The sequence below is a fragment of the Actinoplanes sp. NPDC051388 genome (assembly GCF_055586225.1).
Map to the genome: position 1 here is coordinate 149957 of NZ_JBVJIP010000010.1, position 21985 is coordinate 171941.

A 21985-nucleotide genomic window follows, 5' to 3' on the forward strand; every position below is an offset into this window, starting at 1 on the left:
CTTTGCCGACCAGACGTGGAACAGCATTTCTTCAGCCGAGTGGTCCTCGACGTCTATTTGTCCGGGTTACCTGGAGGCGCTGTCCGACGTCTGCGACCGTTGTTTGCGGGCGGGCAGAATGCCGATCGCCGGCAGGATCGCCTGATCGACAATCGCGGCGAGCTTCTCGTCATCCGGCAGGTCGTCGGCGTCCGTGACGTGCTTGAACACCAGGGCCTCCCCGATGTCGCGTACCACCGGCGTTATCAGGTCAGGGTCGATCTGTCCCTGCGCGGCGTAATGGCGCAGCACCGTGTAGGTGAAGGTGCCGCCACGGGCGTCGAAGACACGGTCGTACAGCGCCTCGACCAGGTCCGGATGGCGTTGCCGTTCGGCCATGACGGCCATGACGGCAATCCCGGCCGGTGCGACCATCCAACCGACGAGCTGCTCCAGCGCTTGGATCAAGTCGCCGCGCAGGTCGTCGGCGCCCGGCGACGGCAGCTCCTGGGGATGCGCCTCGTACAGCGCGTCCAGCAACAGCTCTCGCGGCGACGGCCAGCGCCGGTACAACGACGTTTTCGCGGTCGCCGCGCGCTTGGCTATGCCCTCCATGGTGAGCCCGCCGACCCCCAGCTCGGCCACCTCGGCGAGCACTGCGGCGTAGACGGCCTGGACCAGGTCGTCTCCCCGTCGCCGCGAGCGTCGCGGTGTCAGAACCTGTGGCTTCTCGTCCAAGACGGCTCCAGTCTAAGAAACGCTTGCGTAGCTTAAGTGCGCAAGGTTAGATACGCTTGCGTAGCTAATCGACCGGGTGTGCCGCCGGCCCCCGGCCATTCTGCCGCGCCTCAATCAAGGTCCAACTCCGAAAATGGGGTGTCAGGTGTCCAAGCTTGTCAACGAGCCCGCCGCCGGTCCGCTCGGCACCGCAGTCAGCCTGCCCGCCAGATCGCTCGCCCCCGACCTTGCTCGCGGGGCGATGCTGCTGCTCATTGCGTTGGCCCACGCACACATGTACCTCTACGGCCACCCCACCGGCTTTCGCGGCTACGACCTGACCGGCGGCCCGATCGACCGGGTCGTCGCCGGCTTTCAGGTGCTGATGGTCGACGCCCGCGCGCTGCCGATGTTCGCCGCGCTCTTCGGTTACGGACTGGTCCAGCTAGCCAACAGGCAACTCGCGGCCGGAGCCGGATGGCCGGACGTGCGCCGCCTATTGCGCCGCCGCGGCCGCTGGCTGATCGCGTTCGGTTTCGCCCACGCGCTGCTGTTGTTCTTCGGCGACATCCTGGTCACCTACGGGCTGCTGGCACTGATCCTCGTTGGCATGGTGCGGGCCCGCGACCGGGTGCTGCTCTGGGTAGCCGGCTTGTGGATCGTGGTGTTCGCCGCGCTTGCCATGGTGCCGGCCTGGGCCCTCATCACTGAGGGGTCGCCGCCGCTGCCCACCAGCGTCGAGTCACCGATCGAGGCGGTCGGCCAGCGGTTGGCAGTCTGGGCCGGACTCGGACCGATGCTGGCCCTGGACATCGTCACCCCGTTCCTGCTCGGCATCTGGGCGGCCCGGCGCCGGCTACTCGACGAACCGGGCCGGCATCGAGTCCTGCTGGCACGGGTCGCAACGGCCGGAATCACCATCACGATCCTCGGCGGTGCCCCGCTAGCACTGATCGACTCACGGCTCTGGACGGATTGGACGACGGGTGCCGCAGTGCTGGCATATGCGGTGCACAGCGTGACCGGCATCGCCGGCGGGCTCGCCTACGCCGCATTGGCCGGCCTCATCGCGCACCGCTTCGCCGACGCGCCAGGACGGGTGACCACCGCGCTCGCCGCCTGCGGGCAGCGGTCGCTCACCTGCTATCTGCTCCAATCCGTCGCATTCGTGGCGCTCTTCGCACCGTTCACCCTTGGACTGGGCGGGCGGCTCGGCGACGCCGGAGCATCAGCGCTGGCAATCGGCACCTGGCTGACAACCGTGCTACTGGCCGAGCAGATGCGCCGGGCTGGATGGCGCGGACCGGCCGAGCAACTGCTTCGTCGGCTGACGTACACCGCTCGTCGATCGACCCCGCTGCGCGAGCCGAGCATCCGGTAGTCCGCCACCCGCAACGCGGCCCGACCGGTGCCGCGCAGGATCCGTCGCCTGACCACCAAGCCGGAAGAAGCTCCGGCGAAGCCAGAACGCACTGATCTGCCGTTGCGACACGAGGTAAAGGATCTCCATCCCATCGGGGAGGTCACGGGTGAGGGGCAGACCGGACGGGTGACTTGCGTGAACCCGCGGCCGGCGGACACACCGCACGAACCACCAGCACTCCAAGCACTCGACCCGGCGCCAGCCGGTGCAACGCCGCAGAGCGCAAGAAGGTTACGAAGGCGACAAACTACCGCTAGCTGACCAGGGAACGCAGCTTCTGCTGGAACGGGATCAGCACCCGGTCCCGGGTGAACTGCTCGGCGTGCGCGATCGCGGCCGCCCGGGTCTCCGGCGTCAGATCCTCGGCGGCCTTGCCGGCGGCGATCATGGCCTGGGCCACGTCGATCGGGTCGAGGCTGTCCGCGTTGAACCACAGTGGATAGCCGGCCAGCACCTCGGACGCGGCGATGCCCGGCGCGTGCACCGAGACGATCGGCTTGCCGTTCGCCATGTACTCGAAGATCTTGCCGGAGGTGACGTACTTCGCGCCGCCGGCCAGGAAGACGAGCACGTCGCTCTCCGCGTACGTGTGCGCGACCTCGGTCTTGGACACCGGGCCGCGATAGAAGATGCCGGTGTCCTCGCCGCCGACCCGGTTGTCCCCGTCGATGCCGAGCATCTGCATCAGCCGCAGGTGCCCGCCGCGGAAGAAGCCCAGGTGACCGTGGATGTTCAGGGTCGCGCCGGCGAGCGACGGATGGGCGCGCGCCGCCGTGAACGCCTCGACCATCTCCTGCACCGGCTGCGCCGGCGTCACCGTGCCCACGTACGAGAAACGCAGTGGTCTTGTGGTCCGATGCGGCGGGACGCCCTCCTCGAGCACGTCGGAGTCCCAGCCGTTGGGGACGATCATCATCTTCGCGGCGTCGGCCGGGTAGCGCTCCGCATGCCATTGCCGTAGCGCCTCGTTGACGAAGATCACCGCCGAGGCGCGGCGCAGCACCCGCCGCTCCCAGCCCCACGCCACGTGCCCGTCCGGATAGAGCGGCTTGTCGGCGAACAGGTCCAGCGTCCAGGCGTCGCGGTAGTCCACCACGTAGGGCACGCCGGTCAGCCGGTGGAACAGGTAGGCCGCCGCGAACGCCGCGAACGGGTTGCCGGTCGCCACCACCACGTCGAATTTGCGGCGAGCGTGCAGGCGCAGCGCCTTGGCCACCGAGGCGAGACCCCAGCTGTGGTAGTGCTCGGGAAACAGCGAGTGGGTCTTGTTGTATAGAGCCAGCGCCAGCATCGGGACCTGGCGGCGGAACCGGCTGAACCGGCGGATGTCCTGCGCCCAGACGAACTGGTTGAGGCTCGGGCGCTCGATCCGTACCCGCGGATCGATGGTCTCGGCCAGCTTCTCGTCCACCGAGCCGATCGCGTCGTAGAGGAACGACAGCGGCGCCGCGAACACGGTCACGTCCCAGCCGTCCTCGACCAGGTGGTTGGCGGTGGCCCGGGCGCGGTAGACACCGCTGGCCCGGGACGGCGGGAAGTAGAAAGACAGGTAGAGCACGCGCGGACGGCGGGCGGTCATCGCACTCCCATCGCGGCCGCCGGAGCGGCGTGGTCCAGATCGTAGGCGACACGCGGCACGTCGTGGCCCTCCAGGAATTCGGCGGCGGTCGGCATCGAGGCCGGATCGGTGATGACCAGCAGGTCGACGGAAGTGTCCGCGCCGAGGCCGCGCTCCAGCAGCGACTCGGGCCGCGACCGCTCGCGACGCCGGATCAGCGGCAGGAACACCCGCGCGTGCAGCGGGTTCGCGACCCGGTTGCGCCAGGCCCGCGACGCGCGGTCGGCGACGCCCTTGACCGGGCCCACCCCGACGATCCGGAAGGCGAAGCGCGGCAGCCGCACCAGCAGCAGCCACTCCACCGGCATCCAGCGTTCGCCCTTCTCCAGCTCGTGCAGGTCGATCACCCGGATCCGATCGGAGACCCGCTCGTCGCGCCACTTCGAGACCTGCCGGATCACCAGGGTGGCGCGGCCACCCGCGGCCAGCACCCGCTCGGCGTCGGCGACGGCCGCGCGCTTGCGGGTGCCGCCCTCGGCGAGGAACAGCACGTGCTCAGTCATGACCGTCTCCGAACCACACTCGATGATGCGCCCGGGCGGTGGCGGCGTAGCCGTAGCGGGTGTCCAGTTCGCGGCGGGACCGGGCCAGGTCGAGCCCGGCCGGGAAGCGGTCGCGCAGCCGCCGGTAGCCGGCCACCAGCGCGTCGCTCGCCTCCTCGACCTCGACCAGCTCGCCGGCGTCCGACTCGATGCCGGCCAGCGTCTCCTCGGGGCCGCCGCAGCGGGTGACCAGCACCGGCATGCCCGCCGCGGAGGCCTCCACGACGGTCATCCCGAAGGTCTCGAACCGGCTCGGGTGCACCAGCAGGTCGTGCTCACGCATCAGCTCGAGCGCGCGGTCCGGCGCGAGCATCCCGGCGAACGTGACCGCGCCGGTCACGCCCAGCGCGGCCGCCTGTTTCGCCAGGTCGGACCGCAACTGCCCGTCGCCGACGAAGGTCAGGGTCAACGACTCGTCCTCGGCGCGGCACCGGGCGAACGCCTCCAGCAACCAGGTCACCCCCTTGCGCGGGGACAGGCTGCCCACGTAGAGCCAGCGGCGCAGGCCGGTGACCGGGGCCGGCCGCGGGTGGTCGAAGGAGATCGGGTTGGGCAGCACCGCGATGTGGTCCTTGTGGTGCGGGAACACGTCGATCAGCGGCCGGCTGACCGCCTCGCCGACCGCGAAGAAGCCGGCCACCCGGTGCAGCAGCTCGTCGTACATCTCGCGGGCGTCGGGCTGTTCGAGCACCTTGTCCAGGAAGGTGGCGTGCTCGGTGACGTAGACCGGGGTGTCCGACCGGACGTTCGACAGCGCGCCCCAGCCGCCCTGCAGGCCGACGTGCGCGTGCACCACGTCGGCGTCCAGCGGCCGGCCGTCCAGCACTGTGCCGAGCACTTCGGCGTGCTTGCGCGCGACCAGGGCATAGCTCGGGCCGACCGGCAGCGGCACCGGGACATAGGTCGCCCGGGCGCCGCCGACGGTCGGCACGAAGTGCGGCGGGCGGTGCACCCGGCGCACGAGTTTCTGGTATGCGGCGTCGATCGGCCCCGCCGGCTGCCGGTGTCCCCACTCGTCGCAGTGGTAGACGGACATGTCTGTGCCGGGCCCGGTGGCGTCCACCATGGCCTGCACAAACGCTCCGCGGAAGGGGTGTTCCGCGGTCGGGTACCAGGGCGTTACGACCGCGACCGATGAGGGGTGGTTGGTCACGGATGATCCTCGTCAGCTCGATGTGCTCAGCTCTCGCACGACCCGCTGGGCCGCGCGACCGTCGCCGTATGGAGACCCGCGCTCGGCGGCCGGTGCGGGACGGGTCGCCAAGGTCGGCCAATCGGCACCGAGCGACCAAGGCTCCGGAACCAGATTGTTCCACCCATTCGCGAGCGTCTCCGGCCATTCCGTTTCCGGGCGCAACGTCGTGCACGGGCGGCCCAGCAGGTAGGCCTCCTTCTGCAGACCCCCCGAGTCGGTCACCACGCCGGTCGAGCCGAGCACGGCGGCGACCATCCCGGCGTACGGCAGCGAACGCCCGGAGTGCAGCGCGCCCTGGTTGAGCTTGAGCCCGAACTTCTCGGCGCGCGCCACCAGCCGCGGGTGGGCCAATAGCGCCACCGGCACCGGCAGCCCGGCCAGCGCGTCCAGCAGCGCGGACAGCCGCTCGGGGTCGTCGGTGTTCTCCGCCCGGTGCAGGGTCGCCAGCAGATAGGGCTCGCCGGCCTCGATGCCGCCGGGCAGTTCCGGGTGGACGTGCCGGCCGGCCAGCACGTCTTCGCGCACCCGCAGGCAGACGTCGACCATCACGTCGCCGACCAGCACCGAGCGCCCGGCCAGGCCCTCGCTCGCGAGGTGCCGCATGGCCTCCTCGGTGGGGGCGAGCAGCAGGTCCGCGGCGTGGTCGGTGAGCACCCGGTTGTGCTCCTCGGGCATCCGCCGGTTGAACGAGCGCAGCCCGGCCTCCAGGTGCGCCACCTTGAAGTGCTGCTTGACCGCGGACACCGCCCCGGCCAGCGTCGAGTTGGTGTCGCCGTAGACCAGCACCCAGTCCGGCCGCGCGCGCTCCAGCACCGGGTCGATAGCGGACAACACCGCACCGGTCTGCACGCCGTGGCTGCCCGACCCGACACCCAGGTGCACGTCCGGGTCCGGGATGCCGAGGCCGGTGAAGAACACGTCCGACAGGTCCGCGTCGTAGTGCTGGCCCGTGTGCACGATGACGTGCTCGTGCTCGGTGCCGGCGAAGGCGGCCGCGATCGGCGCCAGCTTGACGAGCTGCGGGCGGGCGCCCACGACACTCAAGACCTTCACAGAGTTGCTCCTTGCCTCGGTGACAATTTCCGGGAGGTCTCCGCCGCAGCACACCGGGGGTGTGCCGGGTTCTGGGAGACATTCCGCCAGTCCCGTTTCGACGATGAAACCGGCACCATACTCTTAGCCGCCGACCTGCTTGGCGAGCCTCATCGGGCCGGTTGCGCCATCGTTCACGCTAAGGAGTTCCGTTGAGCACCTCCCCTTCCCCGGTCGTTCACGTTGCGCTGGGCGCGCGCCGGATGCGTGCCGCGCGGACCCTCGCCGCCGCCGTCGCGGCCACCGGGCGGCCGGTGCTGCTGGTCGTCGCGAAGCGCCCCGAGTGGACCGCTGTCGCATGGTCAGAATCGGACAGACCGGTGGATGTGACCATCCGCGAGGTGGGTTCGGCCGACCCGCGCGACGCGATCCGGGCGGCCCGCCGGCTGCTGTTCGGCCGGGCCGGCGCCCTGGCCGGCGCGAGCCTGCTGATCGCCGTCGACCCGGAGGCGATGCCGATCGCCGAGGCGGCCCGCCGCCGGTTTCCCGGGCTGGAGGTGCGCACCGACGTCACCACCGAGCCGGACCGCTCGCCCGCCGCCGCGGACATCGCCGTCGTCACGCCCTGGTATCCGTCGCCCAACGACCCGTTCGCCGGAGCCTTTGTGCAGGCCACCACGCTGGCCGTCGGCGACGGAGTGGGCCGGGTGGCGACGCTGCACACGGAGAACTGGTTCCACTCGCCGAAGGGCGTCACCGGCAAGCTGATCGGCGTCACCGTCGAACGCGAGCTCGACCGGCAACCGGGCGTGACCGTGCTGGACGTGCCCGAGGGCGAGCTGACCCGGGTGGTGGTGCCGCAGGCGACCAACGGCAACTACGCGCTCTGGGCCCGGGCGCAGGCCGAGCGCCTGCGGGCGGTGCTGCCCACCGGGCGGATCGAGGCTCCGCTGGTGCACGCGCACACCGGGCACTACGCCGGGGTGGTGGCCGCGGCGCTGTGCCGCGACGACGCCCGGCTGGTTGTCACCGAGCACGCCACGTTCCTGGAGCAGGTCTTCGCGCATCCGGCGGCGCGCCGCGAATACGGCGCCGTGCTCGATCGGGCCAACCGGGTGCTGTGCGTCGGCCGGGCGCTGCGGGACCAGATCGTCGAGCGGTTCCCGCAGCACGAGGGCAAGCTGCGGATCGTGCCCAACCCGGTGGACTTCGACCGGTTCGCGGTGCGCCCCGAGCCGCCGGCCGCGCCGCTGCGCTGGCTCTATGTCGGGCGGATGCTCGAGCACAAGGGCGTGCGTACGCTGCTCGAAGCCTTTGCGAAGGTGGCCGCGGAGGATCCGCGGGTGACCCTCACGCTGGTCGGCAACGGCGCGCTGGAGAAGCCGCTGCGCAACCGGATCGCCGAGCTCGGCCTCGGTGACCGGGTGACCCAGCGGCCGCCGGTGCGGCCCGAGCAGGTGGCGGCGCTGATGCACGAGCACGACGTGCTGACCCACGCGAGCACGTCGGAGACCTTCGGGATGACCCTGGTCGAGGCGATCGCCACGGAGACGCCGGTGCTTGCCGCGCGCAGCCAGGGGCCGGCCGAGACGCTTCACGGGCTGGACCACGTCGCGGGGCAGTTGTTCGAGGTGACCGACGATCCCGGTGCGATCGTGGCCGCGTACCGCAGGCTGGTGGAGGGGTGGAACGGCCTGGACCTGACCGCCGCGCGCCAGACGCTCCGGGCCAAATACGGCCGCGAAGCGGTCGGCGCCCAGCTGCGGGAGGTCTACCGCGAGGTGCTGGCCGAGGCGCCGGTGGTGACGGCCGCGGAGGAGGCGCTCGAGCTGCCGCCGGTGCCGGGGGCCGATGCGGAGCGCATCGCGGTGGTGGCGATCAACCCGCCGGGCAGCCGGGCCACCCGGCGGTTCGTCACCGAGGCCCGCACCCGCGGCTACGGCGTGGACCTGATCACGCTGGAGCCGGAGAGCTGGCCCGGATTCGCCGCCGACGAGGGCATCCGGATGCACGGCATCGGCGCCGCCGAGAACAGGCGGCTGCCCCGGCGCCTCGAGCAGGGGCTGGTCACGACGTTCCCGCGGTGGGCGCTGGGTTTCCTGCGGGCGCGCACCCGGAGCCTGTCGTCGCCGCTGCCGGAGGCGCTGGCGATCACCGCCCAGCGCGGGCACAAGGCCGCCGCGGACCTGTTCCACAAGCGGCTCTACGGCCCGTACTACGCCGTGGTGCGGCCGCGGATCCTGTGGCGGATCACCCGCAAGCGGGTGCTGCCGCGGCTCGATCTGACGCGCACCAAGCGGGTCGTCGTGCTCGGCGTGCCCGGCGTGACGATCGGCTGGGGGCTGGCCCGCAAGCACCCGTCGATCACCGTCGGCACCGACCAGACCCTGCCGGCCGAGTCAGCTCAGGTTGGTGAATCCGGCCGCTGAGGAGCAACCCCGAGAGGCAGCCGAACGTTCACCTGGAAGGCAGCTAACCAGCACTGATCGTGGACCCGGCTGCCATACGATTCCTCGGCTGGTGGCATGGGATGAGACAGGGCGGAACGCGACATGGCGACGTGCGGCGCGTGAGTTCGAGCGCACCGGGCGTGCCGGACGTGACGGTGATCGTCGCCGTCTACAACACGATGCCCTACCTGCGCGGCTGTCTGGCCTCGGTGTTCGGCCAGACCATCGGCCGGGACCGGCTCGAGGTGATCGCCGTCGACGACGGCTCCACCGACGGCAGCGGCGCCGAGCTCGACCGCTGGCAGGCGAAGCACCCCGGCACGCTGCGGGTGGTGCACCAGGAGAACTCGGGCGGCCCGGCCGGCCCGAGCAACCGCGCCCTGGCGATGGCCACCGGCCGGTACGTGTTCTTCGTCGGCGCCGACGACCGGCTCGGCCCGCAGGCGCTGTCCCGCCTGGTCGCGGCGGCCGACCGGCTGGACGCGGACATCGTGCTCGGGCGGCTGGTCGGCGCCGGCGGCCGGGTGGTCAACCAGTGCGTCTACGACCCCGGCGACCGCGACGACATCACACTGACCAACTCGGCGCTGCCGATGGCGCTGTCCAACACCAAGCTGTTCCGGCGGTCGTTGCTGGCCGAGCACGACATCCGCTACCCGGAGGAGTTGCGGTCCGGCAGCGACCAGCCGTTCACGCTGCGGGCGATCGTGCACGCCCGCCGGGTCGCGGTGCGCTCGGACTACAAGTTCTATTACGCGGTACGCCGCGACGACTCCAGCAACATCACCTACAACACCGCGCTGCACGACTTCGCAGACGACGCCGCGGTGATCATGGACCGGACCGCCGACCTGCTCGACGACCGGGCCGCGCACGCCCGGGTGATCCACCGGCACTTCTCCTGGGAGGTGGCCAAGCTGCTCGGCGAGCGGTTCCTGGCCGCCGGCCGCGACGAGCAGCGCCGGGTGCAGGACGGCGTGCGCAAACTCGCCGAGGCCTATCTGACCGAGGACATCCGCCGGCGCATCGAGGTGCACAAGCGAGTGCTGATCAGCGTCGCCCAGTTCGGCACGCTGGACGACCTGCTCGCGGTGATCCGGCATCACCAGGCGCATCGGCTGGAGCCGGTGCTGGTCGACGACGGGCGGCACTACCTGGCGTACCCGGGTTTCCGGGACGCGCGGCTGGGTTTCCCGGACGACTGGTTCGACGGCACCGCCAAGTTCGCGCCGGCGCCGCACCAGGCCACCTCGGCCACCGTCCGATGGGGATGCACCGACACCGGGCAGCGGACCGTGGAGATTCGCTGGCAGAGCCTGCTCGGCGACCTGCACCGCACCGACGAGCCGCCGCCGCGCGCGTTCGCCGGCGACCATCCGGCCGCGCGCACCGAGATCGGCCCGGCGGGCGACGTGCGCGCCCAGTTCGTGCTCGACGACCTGCTGGCCGACCGCCCGCAACAGTGCCGCCGCAAGGTGCGGTTCACCCGCACCGTCGGCGGTGAGTTCCACAACCTGCCGGTGACCCGGCCGGGCCCCGACCCGGTGCGCCGTGTCCTGCACCGGCGGGGTCTGCGCCTGTGGTCGGTGGGCACCGACACCGGCCGCGATGATCAGTTGCGCATCGCGGTCACCCCCATCACACCCCGCCGGTTGGCCGGCGCCGTGCTGCGCCGGTTGCGAATCCGGTGACCGCCGCCAAGGAGGAATGACCCCCGCATGAAGATCTGTGTCGTCGCCCTGGGCAAGATCGGGCTGCCGCTCGCCGTTCAGTTCGCGTCCAAGGGGCACACCGTGCTCGGCGCGGACGTGTCCGAGCCGACCGTCCGCAGCGTGCACGACGGCATCGCGCCCTTCCCCGGCGAAGCCGACCTGGACGTGAAGCTGAAGGAGGTGGTCGGCGCCGGGCTGCTGACCGCCACCACGGACACCGCGGCCGCGGTCGCCGAGTCGGACGCCGTCGTGGTGGTGGTGCCGCTCTTCGTGGACGGCGCCGGGGTGCCGGACTTCGCCTGGATGGAGTCGGCCACCCGGGACATCGCCCGCGGCCTGCGCCCCGGCACGCTGGTCAGCTATGAGACCACGCTGCCGGTCGGCACCACCCGCAGCCGCTGGGCGCCGCTGCTCGAGGAGGGCTCCGGGCTGGTCGCCGGGCGCGACTTCCAGCTGGTCTTCAGCCCCGAGCGGGTGCTCACCGGACGGGTCTTCGCCGACCTGCGGAAATATCCGAAGCTGGTGGGTGGCGTGGACGCCGGATCGGCCCGGCGCGGCGTCGAGTTCTACGAGGCCGTCCTCGACTTCGACGACCGGCCCGACCTCGACCGGCCGAACGGCGTCTGGGACCTGGGCTCGGCCGAGGCGGCGGAGCTGGCGAAGCTGGCCGAGACCACCTATCGCGACGTCAACATCGGGCTGGCCAACCAGTTCGCGCGTTACGCGGACACCATCGACGTGGACGTCAACCTGGTCATCGACGCCTGCAACACGCAGCCGTACAGCCACATCCACCGGCCCGGGATCGCGGTCGGCGGGCACTGCATCCCGGTCTACCCGCGGCTCTACCTGTGGAACGACCCGGCGGCGACGGTGGTCCGGTCGGCCCGCGAGGCGAACGCCGCGATGCCGGCCTACGCGGTCGACCTGCTGGCGGCGGCGCTCGGCGACCTGACCGGGGTGGGCGTGCTGGTGCTCGGCGCGTCCTATCGCGGCGGAGTCAAGGAGACCGCCTTCTCCGGCGTCTTCGGCACGGTCGACGAGCTGCGCAAGCGCGGCGCGACACCGTATGTCTCGGACCCGATGTACTCCGTCGCCGAACTCGAGGCGCATGACCTGCCGGCGCATCGCGGCGAGCACCTCGGTGCCGCGATCCTGCAGGCCGACCACGCCGAATATCGCACCCTGACCAGCGACGACCTGCCCGGCGTCAAGGTGCTGGTTGACGGCCGCCGCACGACGGACCCGGACCGGCTGCCCGGAATCCGCCGCATCGTCATCGGCGGGTAACTAGTCGTCGCCACGTAACTGCTGCGATCACCGGTTACAAGGCGATCGCCGCGGAGCGAAGCGGAGCCAGTCAGCTCCGCGACACGATCTCCCCGGCCTCGTTGACCCAGCCGCGAGGCCGGGCCGGATTGCCCGCCACCAGCTGGTAGGGCTGCACGTCCTTGGTCACCACCGAGCCGGCCGCGATCATCGCGTGCTCGCCGACCTCGATGCCGCAGATCAGCGTGGCGTTCGCGCCGATCGACGCGCCGTGCCGCACCAGCGTCGGAGTGATCTTCCAATCCGCGTTGTGCGCGCGCGGCCGCAGGTCGTTGGTGAAGACCGCGCAGGGCCCGACGAACACGTCGTCCTCGATCGTCACACCCTGATATACGGAAACATTGTTTTGAATCTTCACGCGGCTGCCGACCACCGCGTTCGCATCGACATAAACGTTGCGCCCGATCACACAATCCGCACCGACCGTGGCCGAGGAACGGATGTGCGCGAGGTGCCAGACCTTGGTCCCGGACCCGACCTCAGCGCCGTCCTCGACGTCCGCCGTGGGGTGCACGAAGAAATCCATGCGGGCAGTGTGGCAAGCCTCGCGCGTGCGCGCGTAACCGACCCGTGAGGCGGGGGACACAGTAACCGGGAAGTCATCGGTTCGTTGGTCGGTGTTACGCTTTCGCCTTCCCTGACGGCTTCAGCACGGACGGTTCACGCAGGTAAATGGCGAAAACGATGAGCGTCGTCGTGCCCGCGTACGGCGTCCAGGGCTACCTCTCGGAGTGCCTGGATTCGATCCTGCGCGACCAGACCGCGGACGCCGAGGTGATCGGGGTCGACGACGCGTCACCCGACCACAGCGGCGAGGTTCTGGACGAGCGTGCGGCGGCCGATCCACGCCTCTCGGTGGTGCACCTGGAGCGCAACGCGGGTCCGGGCCCGGCGCGCAACACAGGTCTCGACGCGGCGACCGGCGACTACGTCTGGTTCGTCGACGGTGACGACCGGCTGGTGCCCGGCGCCCTCGACGCGGTGCTCCGCGAGCTGGCCGAGACGGGTGCCGACGTGCTGCAGGTCGGCCTGGCGCAGGAGCGCTGGAACCGGTCGGTCAAGCCGTGGACGCCGTCCGCCGCCCCGATCTCCGCGCTGGTCATCCGCCGTGAGTGGCTGCTGGCCGGCGGCATCCGGTTCCGCCCGGGGTGGTACGAGGACGTCAGCTTCACCCGGTTGGTGCTGGCCCGGGTGGACAAGGTGACCAAGCTCGACGCGGTCTGCGTGATCCACCGGCTGGACCGCCGGGGCTCGATCCGCGGCACCCGCTCGAAGCGCCACGTGGAGGCCGTCGACCAGTGGGCGGCGGTGCTCGCCGAGGGCGCGGCCAAGCCCGGTGCGGCGGTCGGCGCCCTGCTGCGCATCCTGCACGACGGGCGGCGGGTGCCGGCCGGGGAGCGGCGGGCCTTCTATGAGCGGGTCGGCGCGCTCAGTGCCGAGCACCACGGGCCGGCGCTGCCCGCGTACCCGGTGCATCAGGCGAAGCGGCGGGTGAAAGGCGCGCTCGGCGCGCTGCGCCGCACCCCGGCGCGAGTCCGTGCGGGGTTGCGCAAACGCCTGATGAAGTCCTATTACGCGATGCAATTGCGCCGGCCGATCGATGAACATCTGGCGGTCTACGCGGCGTATTGGTACCGCGGTTATGCGTGCAATCCGGCGGCGATCTACGAGAAGGCCAAGGAACTCGCGCCTAATGTGCGTGGCGTCTGGGTGGTCAAGCCCGGCAAGCAGAAAGACCTGCCCAGGGGCGTGCCGTTCGTGATCGCCGGAAGCCGTGCCTATTGGCGCACCGTCGCGCGGGCCAAGTGGCTGGTCAACAACGCCACCTTCCCGCCCGACGTGGTCAAGCGCCCGGGCCAGCTGCAGGTGCAGACGCATCACGGCACGCCGCTCAAGACGATGGGCCTGGACCAGCCGAAGTTCCCCGCCTCCACGGTCGGATACGACGCCAATCGGCTGCGCCGGAACATCGAGAAATGGGACTTCAGCATCACCGCCAACCGGCACAACACGTTGCTCTGGGACCGCCAGTTCCCGGTGCCGGGGGAGACGCTGGAGACCGGATATCCGCGCAACGACCGGCTCGCCCTGGCCACCCCGGCCGACGTGGCGGCGGCCCGCGCGGAGCTCGGCATCGAGCCCGGTGAGCGGGTGGTGGTCTATGCGCCGACGCACCGCGAGTGGCACGCCGCCTTCACCCCGGTGCTGGACGTGGACGCGCTGGCCGAGGCGCTCGGCCCGGACACCCGGGTGCTGCTGCGCGGCCACTACTTCTACGGCGGCATCGGCTTCCCGCCGCGGCACCCGAGGGTCACCGACGTGTCCTCGTTCCCGTCGGTCGAGACGCTCTATCTGGCCGCCGACGTGCTGATCACCGACTACTCCTCGGTGATGTTCGACTACGCGGTGCTGGACAAGCCGCTGGTCATCTTCGCGCCGGACTGGGAGATCTACAAAGCCGTCCGGGGCGTCACGTTCGACCTGGCCACCGAGCACCCCGGGGTGTTCGCGCGGTCATATGAGGAGTTGCTCGCGGCGTTCCGCAGTGGCGCGATCGCCGATGAGACCGCGGCGGCGGCCCGGGCCCGGTTCCGCCGGCGTTTCTGTTCGCTCGAGGACGGCCACGCGGCCGAGAGAGTCGTCCGCCGGGTCTTCCTCGGCGAGAAGTCACCCACCGATGACCGGAAGGTACCCATCGATGCCTGAGCTCGTTCCAGGGCTCGTCAGTGTGATCGTGCCGATCTACAACGTCGAGGCTTTCCTGCGGGACTGTCTCGACTCGATCCGCGGGCAGACGCACCGCGAGATCGAGGTCATCATGGTCGACGACGGTGCGACGGACGGCAGCGTGGCGATCGCCGAGGAGTTCGTCGCGGCGGACGATCGGTTCCGGCTGATCCGGCAGGAGAACGCCGGGCTGAGCGCCGCCCGCAACGCCGGCATCCCGCACGCCACCGGTGAGTTCCTGGCCTTTGTGGACAGTGACGACGTGCTGGCCGCGCACGCCTATGAGACGTTGCTGCAGGCACTGGCCGGCGGCGCCGACTTCGCCAGCGGCGGCGTGCACCGGTTCACCTCGCGCGGGCATCACCGGGGTTACCCGCACAACGAGGCGATCTCCACCACCGATCTGCACGCGCACGTGTCGGTCGAGCCCAAGCTGCTGCGCGACCGCACCATCTGGAACAAGCTGTTCCGCCGGGTGTTCTGGGACCGGCACGGCTTCCAGTTCCCGCCCGGCCGGCTCTTCGAGGACGTGCCGGTCTGCGTGCCCGCGCACGCCCGGGCCAAGAGCGTCGCGGTGGTCAACGAGACGATCTACTTCTGGCGGGTGCGCGAGGGCGCGGTCCGCTCGATCACCCAGTCCGACAACGACCTGCGCAACCTGGTCGACCGGTTCTACTCGGTCAACCTGGTGCGCAAGATGCTCACCGAGTCCGGCCACCACGAGCTCCGGCAGGTCTATGAAGAGCAGGCGATCTGGGACAAGCTGAGCAGCTACCTGAAGTTCCTGCCGGCCGCCTCCGAGGAGTTCCGGCTCACCTTCATGGACCTGGCCACCGCCTACCTGGACGATGTCGACCCGGGCGCGATCGAGCGGCAGCCGGTCAAGGTGCGCCGGCAGTGGGAGCTGATCCGCGAGCGCCGGGTCGACGAGCTGCTGGAGAACATCGACCGCAGCTTCCGGCCGGCCAAGCCCGCGCCGCCGCCCGAGCTGGAGTCCGGCGTGCAGGACGTGACCTGGCGTGACGGCAAGCTCGAGCTGACCGGCTGGGCCTATGTGCCGGGCGGCTCGGTGCCCCGGCCGTGGCCGTCACTGCGCATGCTCTGGCTGTCACCCGACGACGGCGGGCGCAAGGTGCCGCTGCGCAGCCGTCCGCGCGACGCCGGCGGCTTCACCGTGGCCGTCGACCCGCAGTCGCTGAAGTCCGGCGGGCAGTGGAAGAACGGCCGCTGGACCGTCGCGGTGGCCGCCACCCGCGGCGTCAAGCTGCGCCGCGACGGCCTGCGCCTCGCCCCCGAGCTGGCCGCCACGCTGGGCCGGCACCGGGTCGACGACGGCATCTGGGTGACCCCGTCGGCCACCAAGCGCGGCCGGCTGCGGCTGCAGGTGCTCAAGGCGGCCGGCTGGCTGACCGCGAGCCACCGTGACGGCGACGACCTGGTGCTGCGGGGCAAGTTGCGCGGCAAGCCGTCCGGCCCGGTGCGGCTCGAGCTGCGCCGCGGCAAGCAGGTGCCGGCCCGCTCGGTGCCGGTCGAGGTCACCGCGGACCGGGGCTTCGTCGCCCGGATCCCACTGGTCGGCCTGGCCCTCGACGACCACTCGGACAACCACGCCACCGGCCTCTACGCGCAGCAGTTCTCGCTGGACCTGATCATCAAGGACAAGCCCGCGCACCTGGCGGCCGGCGACGACTACGCGCAGACCCGCACGGTGGTCGGCACCGACGAGGTGTTCACCGCCGCGACGGTCGCCGGACTGGCGCTGCTGGCCACCCGCCCGACCGGCCCGGTGGTGACCTCGGTCCAGTGGCGCGCGGACGGCGCCCTGGTGCTCACCGGGGACAGCCCGCGCCCGCTGGACGGCAACCTGATGCTGCGGCTGCGCGGCCGCCGCCGCGACCTGCGGCTGCCGCTGCGCACCACGGACGGCGCGTGGACCGTGGTGGTCGATCCGGCCGCCGTGCCCACGCTGGCCGGGCCGCTGCCGCTGGTGGCGGGCACCTGGGACCTCTCGTTCCACAGCGCCGGGCGGCACCACGACACGATCGTGCCGCTGGCGTTCACCACGGCCGCGCTGCACGCCCTGCCGGCCACCGGCGAGTCCGGCGGCGTGCGCTGCGTGCTGCGGCGCATCACCATCGAGCGGGCCGCGTTGACCGTCGACCCAGAGCCGGTCGCCGACGAGTCGCTGCGCACCCGTGGCTGGGGCCCGCTGCGCGACGTGGTGCTCTTCGACGCCGCGCCCGGCCGCCGCTTCCTGGACGACCCGGCCGCGGTGCTCGCCGAGCTGGTCCGCCGGCCGGACGCGCCGCCCGCGCTGTGGACCTCCGAGCAGGGCCAGCTGGTGCCGCCCGGCGCCGAGCGCGTCGCCCTGCACAGCGAGGCCTGGTACGAAGCCCTGGCCACCAGCCGCTGGATCGTGGCGAACGACGACCTGCCGCTCTGGTTCAAGCCGAAGTCCGGCCAGACCGTGCTGCGGCTCGGCGGTGGCTGGCCGATCGCCCGGATCGGCACCCGCGCCCGGTCCCACCCGCTCGGCAAGGACCTGATCAAGCAGATCCAGTCCGACGCGAAGAGCTGGACGGCGCTGGCCTCGCCGGACAACTCGGCCTCCGCGCTGCTGCGCGGGGAGCTCAAGTTCAACGGCCAGGTGCTCGAGTTCGGCCGCCCGTCGGCCGACGCGCTGCACGGTAAGGACGCCGAGGCCGCGCGGGCCGAGGTGGTGCGCCGGCTGGAACTGCCCGCGGACACCCGCCTGGTGCTCTATGCGCCCACCCGCCGCCCGATGGACCTGCGCAAGCGCGGCTGGAGTGACCCCGGCCGCCTGCTCGACCTGCCCAGGGTGGCGGCCGCCCTGGCACCCGGCCAGGAATTGCTGGTGCGCCGCCACCCCGGCCTGGCCGACGACGTGATGGGTCTGGCGCCCGCGGTGCTGGACGTCTCGGACTACCCGAGCATGGCCGACCTGCTGCTGGCCGCGGACGTGCTGATCACCGACTATTCGGGCATCCTCGCCGACCACGCGGTGACCGGCCGGCCGGTGTTGCTCTATGTGCCGGACCTCGAGGAGTTCGAAGCGTCGCCCGGGCTGAATGTCGACTTGGCGACAGCCGCGCCGGGCCCGTTGCTGCGCACCACGGACGAGGTGGTGGCGGCGCTGCGCGACCTGGAGACCGTTGCTGCCGAGCACGAACCGGCCGCCAAGCGCTTCGCCGAGACGCACGCCCATACGGGTGACGGGCGCGCCGCCGCCCGGCTTGTGGACTGGTTGCTCGATGCCGGCCGCTGACCTCGGGGCTTTCATTGGTGACTGCGGCCACTATGGTTCAGAGGCATGACCTCCATCGCGCTCGCTGAGGAACTTCTCCTCCTCGCGTACGACGACCAGACCGGCAAGGCCACCGGGTCCCGGATCGGACTCGACCTCGCCATGTCTGCGGCCGTCATGATCGACCTCGCGCTGGCCGGCCGGATCGCGTATGTCGACGGGTTCCTCAAGGTCAACGACCCCACTCCGATCGGCGAGTCGATCGCCGACGCGGTGCTGGCCAAGGCGGCCGCGGACGACCCGCACACGCCGGCCCAGTGGTTGCAGCGCCTGCGCCACGGCCTCCGCGCCCGCGTCCTGGCCGACCTGGTCGCCCGCGGCGTCGTGCGCGACGTGGACGAGACCCAGATGGGCGTCATCCACGTGCACCGCTACCCGACCACGGACCCGGCGGTGGAGGCCGAGATCCGCAAGCGCCTGGCCGAGGCACTGATCACCCACGAGGCGCCGGACGAGCGCACAGCCGCCCTGGCCACCCTGCTGACCGCGACCCGCATGGAGCCGGCGCTGCGCCTGCCCCCGTCGGAGGCGGCGGAGGCCCACCGCCGGCTCGAGGAGATCGCCAACGGCGCGGGCTTCAGCGGCACCGCAAACCTGGAGGACTCGATCGTCCGCCCGTCGGTGGCGCTGGTCGTCGCCACACTGGGCCGGGCGATCTCCGCGGCGTTGGGCGCCCCCAAGCAGGCATAGAACTTCGATGTCGTAGCCGGGTGGTGGGTGCGGACCGCCGCTCCCGCCGAGGACCGCACGGGCACATCAAGGCCGCTGCGCGTCCAACCCAATGCACCCGCACGGCGACGCCCGTGCCCACTCACCCCCGCCGCTGCGCGGCACCCCTGGCCGCTGCGCGCCACTCTGGCGGCCACGCGGCATTCCGGCGGCCACGCGGCATTCCGGCGGCCACGCGGCACCGTGGCGGCTTCGCGGCATTTCAGCCGCTACACGGCTCTGCGGCGGCTGCGGTATTCGGCCGCTACGCGGCTCTGCGGCGGCCGCGCGGCTCTGCGCGGCACCCCCGGCGGCTGCGCGGCACCTGCGGCCTCGGGGGTGACCTTCTGCGGGCGCTATAGACCTGATTCACGGAAGACTCACCACGAGGCAAACCCCTGCGTCCCAGCAGCCCGCGACGTCCTGAGTCAGGCCTTCCGATTCATCGGTGAATCAGGACGTCGCGGGCTGCTGAGCCACGCGGTGCTGGCCTCGGCTGGGCTGGCTTGACCTGGGCAGGGCATTGGTTCGGCGGGCTCGAGGCCGCGCCGCCGCGCCGCTTGGACGCCGCGCCGCTTGAACGCCGTGACGCCGTGACGCTTGGGCTTGGACGCCACGACGCCTGGACGCCACGACCCCACGCCCGCCACGACGGCTGGACGCCACGACCCCACGCCCGCCACGACGGCTGGACGCCACGACCCCACGCCGCCACGCCCGCCACGACGCCTGGAGGCTGCGACGGCTGGACGCCACGCCGCCACGCCCGCCACGACGCCTGGAGGCTGCGACGGCTGGACGCCACGCCGCCGCGCCCGCCACGACGCCTGGAGGCTGCGACGGCTGGACGCCACGACCCCACGCCGCCGCGCCCGCCACGACGCCTGGAGGCCGTGACGGCTGGAGGCCGTGACGCCAGGGTGGATTTTGGCCTTGCGGCGGGCGGTGTCAGGTGGAGGCTGCGGCGCGGTCCTCGTCGGTCCAGCCGGCTGGGCGGCCGATTTCCTGGCAATAGTCGGCCCACGTGCGGGTCTGGTTGGCCGGCGTGCCGGGGCGTGCCCAGTAGGTGGTCTTTCCGTTGGGAGACCAGGCGCCGGTTGCTCGTTCGAAGATTCGGACGACCAGGCCGCTCGCCGCCAGGCGGACGAGGGTGGGGCCGAAGCGTGAGTTCGAGGCGGTCACGCGGCTCGGTGCCAGCATGACGTGGCCGCGCTCGGCGATGTGTGCGCGGTAGAGGTCGGGATATCTCTGGGACAGGCGGTGTTCGACGATTCCGTATTCCACGAACGGCTCGCCGGGGATGACGCACTCCAGCATCGGGTCGAAGAGGTCCGCGGTCACTCCATCGCCGCCCGGTCCAACGGCTCCGCCGCCCGCGGCCCGCTCCGGCGTCATCTCCCAGATGAACTCGTGCCCGTCGGGATGCCGTCCCGCGCACGTGTAGCGGATCAGATCGCCGACCCGTTCCATGGATACGTCGTCGGCCCAACCGCACACCGGGCAGAGCAAGATAGCAGCCATTGTCCGGAGATTACCGACCTGGTCACGCTTGGCGCGGCCTTTCCGTCAGGCCAGGCCCAGGGCGGTGGCTGTCTCGGCTCGGAGGGTGGCCATGGACTGGTCTGCCGTTGCGCGGTCCTCGGCGAGGGTCTCGTGGGTGGTGGGGTGGACCACCTCCAGGTAGGCCTTGAGCTTGGGCTCGGTGCCGGACGGGCGGATCACCACCCGGGCACGCAGGGTGGTCAGGCGGAGGATGTCGTTCTCCGGGAGCAGGTCCTCGAAGGTGACCGGCATTCCCAGGAGCTCTTCCGGCGGGTTCGCCCGGACCCGGGACATCGCTGCGGTGATCTTGGTGAGGTCGTCGACGCGGGCCGAGAGCTGGTCGGTCTTGTGGATGCCGAACTCGACGTCCAGATCGTCCAGGCGGTCGGCGATGGTGCGGCCGGTCATCCGCAGGGACGCCGCCAGGTCGGCCAGCACCAGGGCCGCGGTGATGCCGTCCTTGTCGCGGACCATCGCGGGGGCCACGCAGTAGCCGAGCGCCTCCTCGTAGCCGAACGCCAGGTCCTCGGCGGCCCGGACGATCCACTTGAAGCCGGTCAGCGTCTCGCCGTAGGGCACACCCCGGGCGGCGCAGACGGCCCGCAGCATGGTCGAGGAGACGATGGTCGTGGCATAGGTGCCGGTCACGCCGCGGCTGATCAGGTGGTCGGCCAGCAGGGCGCCCAGCTGGTCGCCGGTGAGGGCGCGCCAGCCGCCGGGGCGGCGCACCGCCACGGCGCAGCGGTCGGCGTCCGGATCGTTGGCGATCGCCAGGTCGGCGTCGATCAGCGTGGCGTGCGCCAGGAGGAGGTCCATCGCGCCCTTCTCCTCAGGGTTCGGGAAGGGCACTGTCGGGAAGTCCGGGTCGGGTGCGGCCTGCTCGCGCACCACGCTCGGGGCGCGGAAGCCGGCCCGCTCGAAGGCGCTCACCAGGACGTCGCCGCCGACACCGTGCAACGGCGTGTACGCCACCGTCAGGTCCCGCCGGTCAACCGGAGACCACGACGTGCTCGCGACGGCGCTGTCGACATATCCGTTGACGATCGACTGGTCGAGCACCTCGCCGGGCGGGCCCAGCTTGATGTCGGTGAGGGGGCCGACGGCCTGGATGGCGGCCTCGATCTCGGCGTCGGCCGGCGGCACGATCTGCGCGCCGGCGCCGGACAGTCCGCCCAGCTGCGAGCCCAGATAGACCTTGTAGCCGTTGTCCTGCGGCGGGTTGTGGCTGGCGGTGACCATCACGCCGGCGACCGCGTCGAGGGCCCGCACCGCATGGGCCAGCACCGGCGTCGGCAGCGGCCCGGGCAGCAGCCGGGCTGCCCGCCCGGCGCCGGTCGCCACCTCGGCGGTGCGCTCGGCGAAGGCCTTCGAACCGTGCCGGGCGTCGTACCCGATGATCAACGGACCTTGCCCACCGGTGGCCTCGAGCCAGCCGACCAAGCCTGCCGCCGCCCTGGTGACCACCGCGAGGTTCATGCCGTTCGGGCCGGCCCGGAGCTGGCCGCGCAGCCCGGCGGTGCCGAAGGTCAGCGGGCCGGCGAACCGATCACGCAGTTCATCGGCCGTGCCGGGCAGCCCGTCGAGCAGTGCCTGGAGCTCCGCGCGGGCGGCCGGGTCGGGATCGTCGGCGAGCCAGGCTTCGCCCGCGGCGCGGAGGTCGTCAGTCATCCCCCGTGAATATCACGC

The 21985-nt window shown here is 71.6% G+C and carries 15 protein-coding genes; 7 read left to right on the forward strand and 8 right to left on the reverse strand.

Going from position 1 to position 21985, the window contains the following annotated elements:
• Positions 1 to 66: 66 nt before the first annotated feature.
• Positions 67 to 717: a TetR/AcrR family transcriptional regulator gene (locus tag ACZ6TI_RS25245; protein WP_465347593.1), complete on the reverse strand. Its 651-nt coding sequence runs from the start codon at positions 715 to 717 to the stop codon at positions 67 to 69.
• 145 nt (positions 718 to 862) lie between these two features.
• Between ACZ6TI_RS25245 and ACZ6TI_RS25250 the strand changes: the two genes are divergently transcribed.
• A complete protein-coding gene (locus tag ACZ6TI_RS25250; protein WP_465347594.1) occupies positions 863 to 2077 on the forward strand; it encodes a DUF418 domain-containing protein in 1215 nt (404 codons plus the stop codon).
• A 295-nt stretch (positions 2078 to 2372) separates the two neighbouring features.
• Here the strand turns inward: ACZ6TI_RS25250 and ACZ6TI_RS25255 are convergent, their stop codons facing one another.
• The 4 genes from ACZ6TI_RS25255 to wecB are packed head-to-tail and all read right to left on the reverse strand — an operon-like array spanning position 2373 to position 6527.
• Positions 2373 to 3698 carry a glycosyltransferase gene (locus tag ACZ6TI_RS25255; RefSeq protein WP_465347595.1) on the reverse strand — a complete coding sequence of 442 codons (1326 nt, stop codon included), beginning with the start codon at positions 3696 to 3698 and terminating at the stop codon, positions 2373 to 2375.
• Positions 3695 to 4240: a hypothetical protein gene (locus ACZ6TI_RS25260; RefSeq protein ID WP_465347596.1), complete on the reverse strand. Its 546-nt coding sequence runs from the start codon at positions 4238 to 4240 to the stop codon at positions 3695 to 3697. Before ACZ6TI_RS25260 ends, ACZ6TI_RS25255 begins: the two co-directional genes overlap by 4 nt.
• A complete protein-coding gene (locus ACZ6TI_RS25265; protein ID WP_465347597.1) occupies positions 4233 to 5432 on the reverse strand; it encodes a glycosyltransferase in 1200 nt (399 codons plus the stop codon). Before ACZ6TI_RS25265 ends, ACZ6TI_RS25260 begins: the two co-directional genes overlap by 8 nt.
• A 12-nt stretch (positions 5433 to 5444) precedes the next feature.
• The gene (gene wecB, locus ACZ6TI_RS25270; protein ID WP_465347598.1) at positions 5445 to 6527 is read right to left on the reverse strand and encodes a non-hydrolyzing UDP-N-acetylglucosamine 2-epimerase; all 1083 of its coding nucleotides are present in this window, start codon (positions 6525 to 6527) and stop codon (positions 5445 to 5447) included.
• 191 nt (positions 6528 to 6718) lie between these two features.
• Between wecB and ACZ6TI_RS25275 the strand changes: the two genes are divergently transcribed.
• The 3 genes from ACZ6TI_RS25275 (at position 6719) to ACZ6TI_RS25285 (ending at position 11958) form a co-directional block, all read left to right on the forward strand.
• On the forward strand, positions 6719 to 8935 hold the full coding sequence (locus tag ACZ6TI_RS25275) for a glycosyltransferase family 4 protein (RefSeq protein ID WP_465347599.1): 2217 nt from the start codon (positions 6719 to 6721) through the stop codon (positions 8933 to 8935).
• 140 nt (positions 8936 to 9075) lie between these two features.
• Complete coding sequence (locus tag ACZ6TI_RS25280; protein ID WP_465347600.1) at positions 9076 to 10647, forward strand: glycosyltransferase family 2 protein; 1572 nt, start codon at positions 9076 to 9078, stop codon at positions 10645 to 10647.
• A gap of 27 nt (positions 10648 to 10674) precedes the next feature.
• Positions 10675 to 11958 carry a nucleotide sugar dehydrogenase gene (locus tag ACZ6TI_RS25285; RefSeq protein ID WP_465347601.1) on the forward strand — a complete coding sequence of 428 codons (1284 nt, stop codon included), beginning with the start codon at positions 10675 to 10677 and terminating at the stop codon, positions 11956 to 11958.
• Positions 11959 to 12028: 70 nt separating this feature from the next.
• On the opposite strand, the gene ACZ6TI_RS25290 is transcribed toward ACZ6TI_RS25285, so the two are convergent.
• On the reverse strand, positions 12029 to 12523 hold the full coding sequence (locus tag ACZ6TI_RS25290) for an acyltransferase (RefSeq protein WP_465347602.1): 495 nt from the start codon (positions 12521 to 12523) through the stop codon (positions 12029 to 12031).
• Between the two features lie 158 nt (positions 12524 to 12681).
• On the opposite strand from ACZ6TI_RS25290, the gene ACZ6TI_RS25295 reads away from it, so the two are divergent.
• Genes ACZ6TI_RS25295 through ACZ6TI_RS25305 form a run of 3 tightly spaced genes read left to right on the forward strand, consistent with a single transcriptional unit; the run spans position 12682 to position 18739 of the window.
• Positions 12682 to 14703, forward strand: coding sequence for a bifunctional glycosyltransferase/CDP-glycerol:glycerophosphate glycerophosphotransferase (locus ACZ6TI_RS25295; RefSeq protein ID WP_465347603.1), 2022 nt, complete (start codon positions 12682 to 12684; stop codon positions 14701 to 14703).
• Complete coding sequence (locus ACZ6TI_RS25300; protein WP_465347604.1) at positions 14696 to 18010, forward strand: CDP-glycerol glycerophosphotransferase family protein; 3315 nt, start codon at positions 14696 to 14698, stop codon at positions 18008 to 18010. Before ACZ6TI_RS25295 ends, ACZ6TI_RS25300 begins: the two co-directional genes overlap by 8 nt.
• A gap of 45 nt (positions 18011 to 18055) precedes the next feature.
• Positions 18056 to 18739 carry a GOLPH3/VPS74 family protein gene (locus tag ACZ6TI_RS25305; RefSeq protein WP_465347605.1) on the forward strand — a complete coding sequence of 228 codons (684 nt, stop codon included), beginning with the start codon at positions 18056 to 18058 and terminating at the stop codon, positions 18737 to 18739.
• A gap of 966 nt (positions 18740 to 19705) precedes the next feature.
• On the opposite strand, the gene ACZ6TI_RS25310 is transcribed toward ACZ6TI_RS25305, so the two are convergent.
• Together ACZ6TI_RS25310 and ACZ6TI_RS25315 are read right to left on the reverse strand one after the other, a co-directional pair.
• The gene (locus tag ACZ6TI_RS25310) at positions 19706 to 20278 is read right to left on the reverse strand and encodes a hypothetical protein (protein ID WP_465347606.1); all 573 of its coding nucleotides are present in this window, start codon (positions 20276 to 20278) and stop codon (positions 19706 to 19708) included.
• Between the two features lie 45 nt (positions 20279 to 20323).
• On the reverse strand, positions 20324 to 21967 hold the full coding sequence (locus tag ACZ6TI_RS25315) for a phospho-sugar mutase (RefSeq protein ID WP_465347607.1): 1644 nt from the start codon (positions 21965 to 21967) through the stop codon (positions 20324 to 20326).
• Positions 21968 to 21985 lie beyond the last annotated feature (18 nt).

What these genes read in the sequence shown, in the direction of transcription:
- ACZ6TI_RS25255 (WP_465347595.1), bottom strand. Translation starts at nt 3,698, where the DNA reads ATGACCGCCCGCCGTCCGCGCGTGCTCTACCTGTCTTTCTACTTCCCG.
- ACZ6TI_RS25260 (WP_465347596.1), bottom strand. Translation starts at nt 4,240, where the DNA reads ATGACTGAGCACGTGCTGTTCCTCGCCGAGGGCGGCACCCGCAAGCGC.
- ACZ6TI_RS25285 (WP_465347601.1), top strand. Translation starts at nt 10,675, where the DNA reads ATGAAGATCTGTGTCGTCGCCCTGGGCAAGATCGGGCTGCCGCTCGCC.
- ACZ6TI_RS25290 (WP_465347602.1), bottom strand. Translation starts at nt 12,523, where the DNA reads ATGGATTTCTTCGTGCACCCCACGGCGGACGTCGAGGACGGCGCTGAG.
- ACZ6TI_RS25295 (WP_465347603.1), top strand. Translation starts at nt 12,682, where the DNA reads ATGAGCGTCGTCGTGCCCGCGTACGGCGTCCAGGGCTACCTCTCGGAG.
- ACZ6TI_RS25300 (WP_465347604.1), top strand. Translation starts at nt 14,696, where the DNA reads ATGCCTGAGCTCGTTCCAGGGCTCGTCAGTGTGATCGTGCCGATCTAC.
- ACZ6TI_RS25305 (WP_465347605.1), top strand. Translation starts at nt 18,056, where the DNA reads ATGACCTCCATCGCGCTCGCTGAGGAACTTCTCCTCCTCGCGTACGAC.
- ACZ6TI_RS25310 (WP_465347606.1), bottom strand. Translation starts at nt 20,278, where the DNA reads ATGGCTGCTATCTTGCTCTGCCCGGTGTGCGGTTGGGCCGACGACGTA.
- ACZ6TI_RS25315 (WP_465347607.1), bottom strand. Translation starts at nt 21,967, where the DNA reads ATGACTGACGACCTCCGCGCCGCGGGCGAAGCCTGGCTCGCCGACGAT.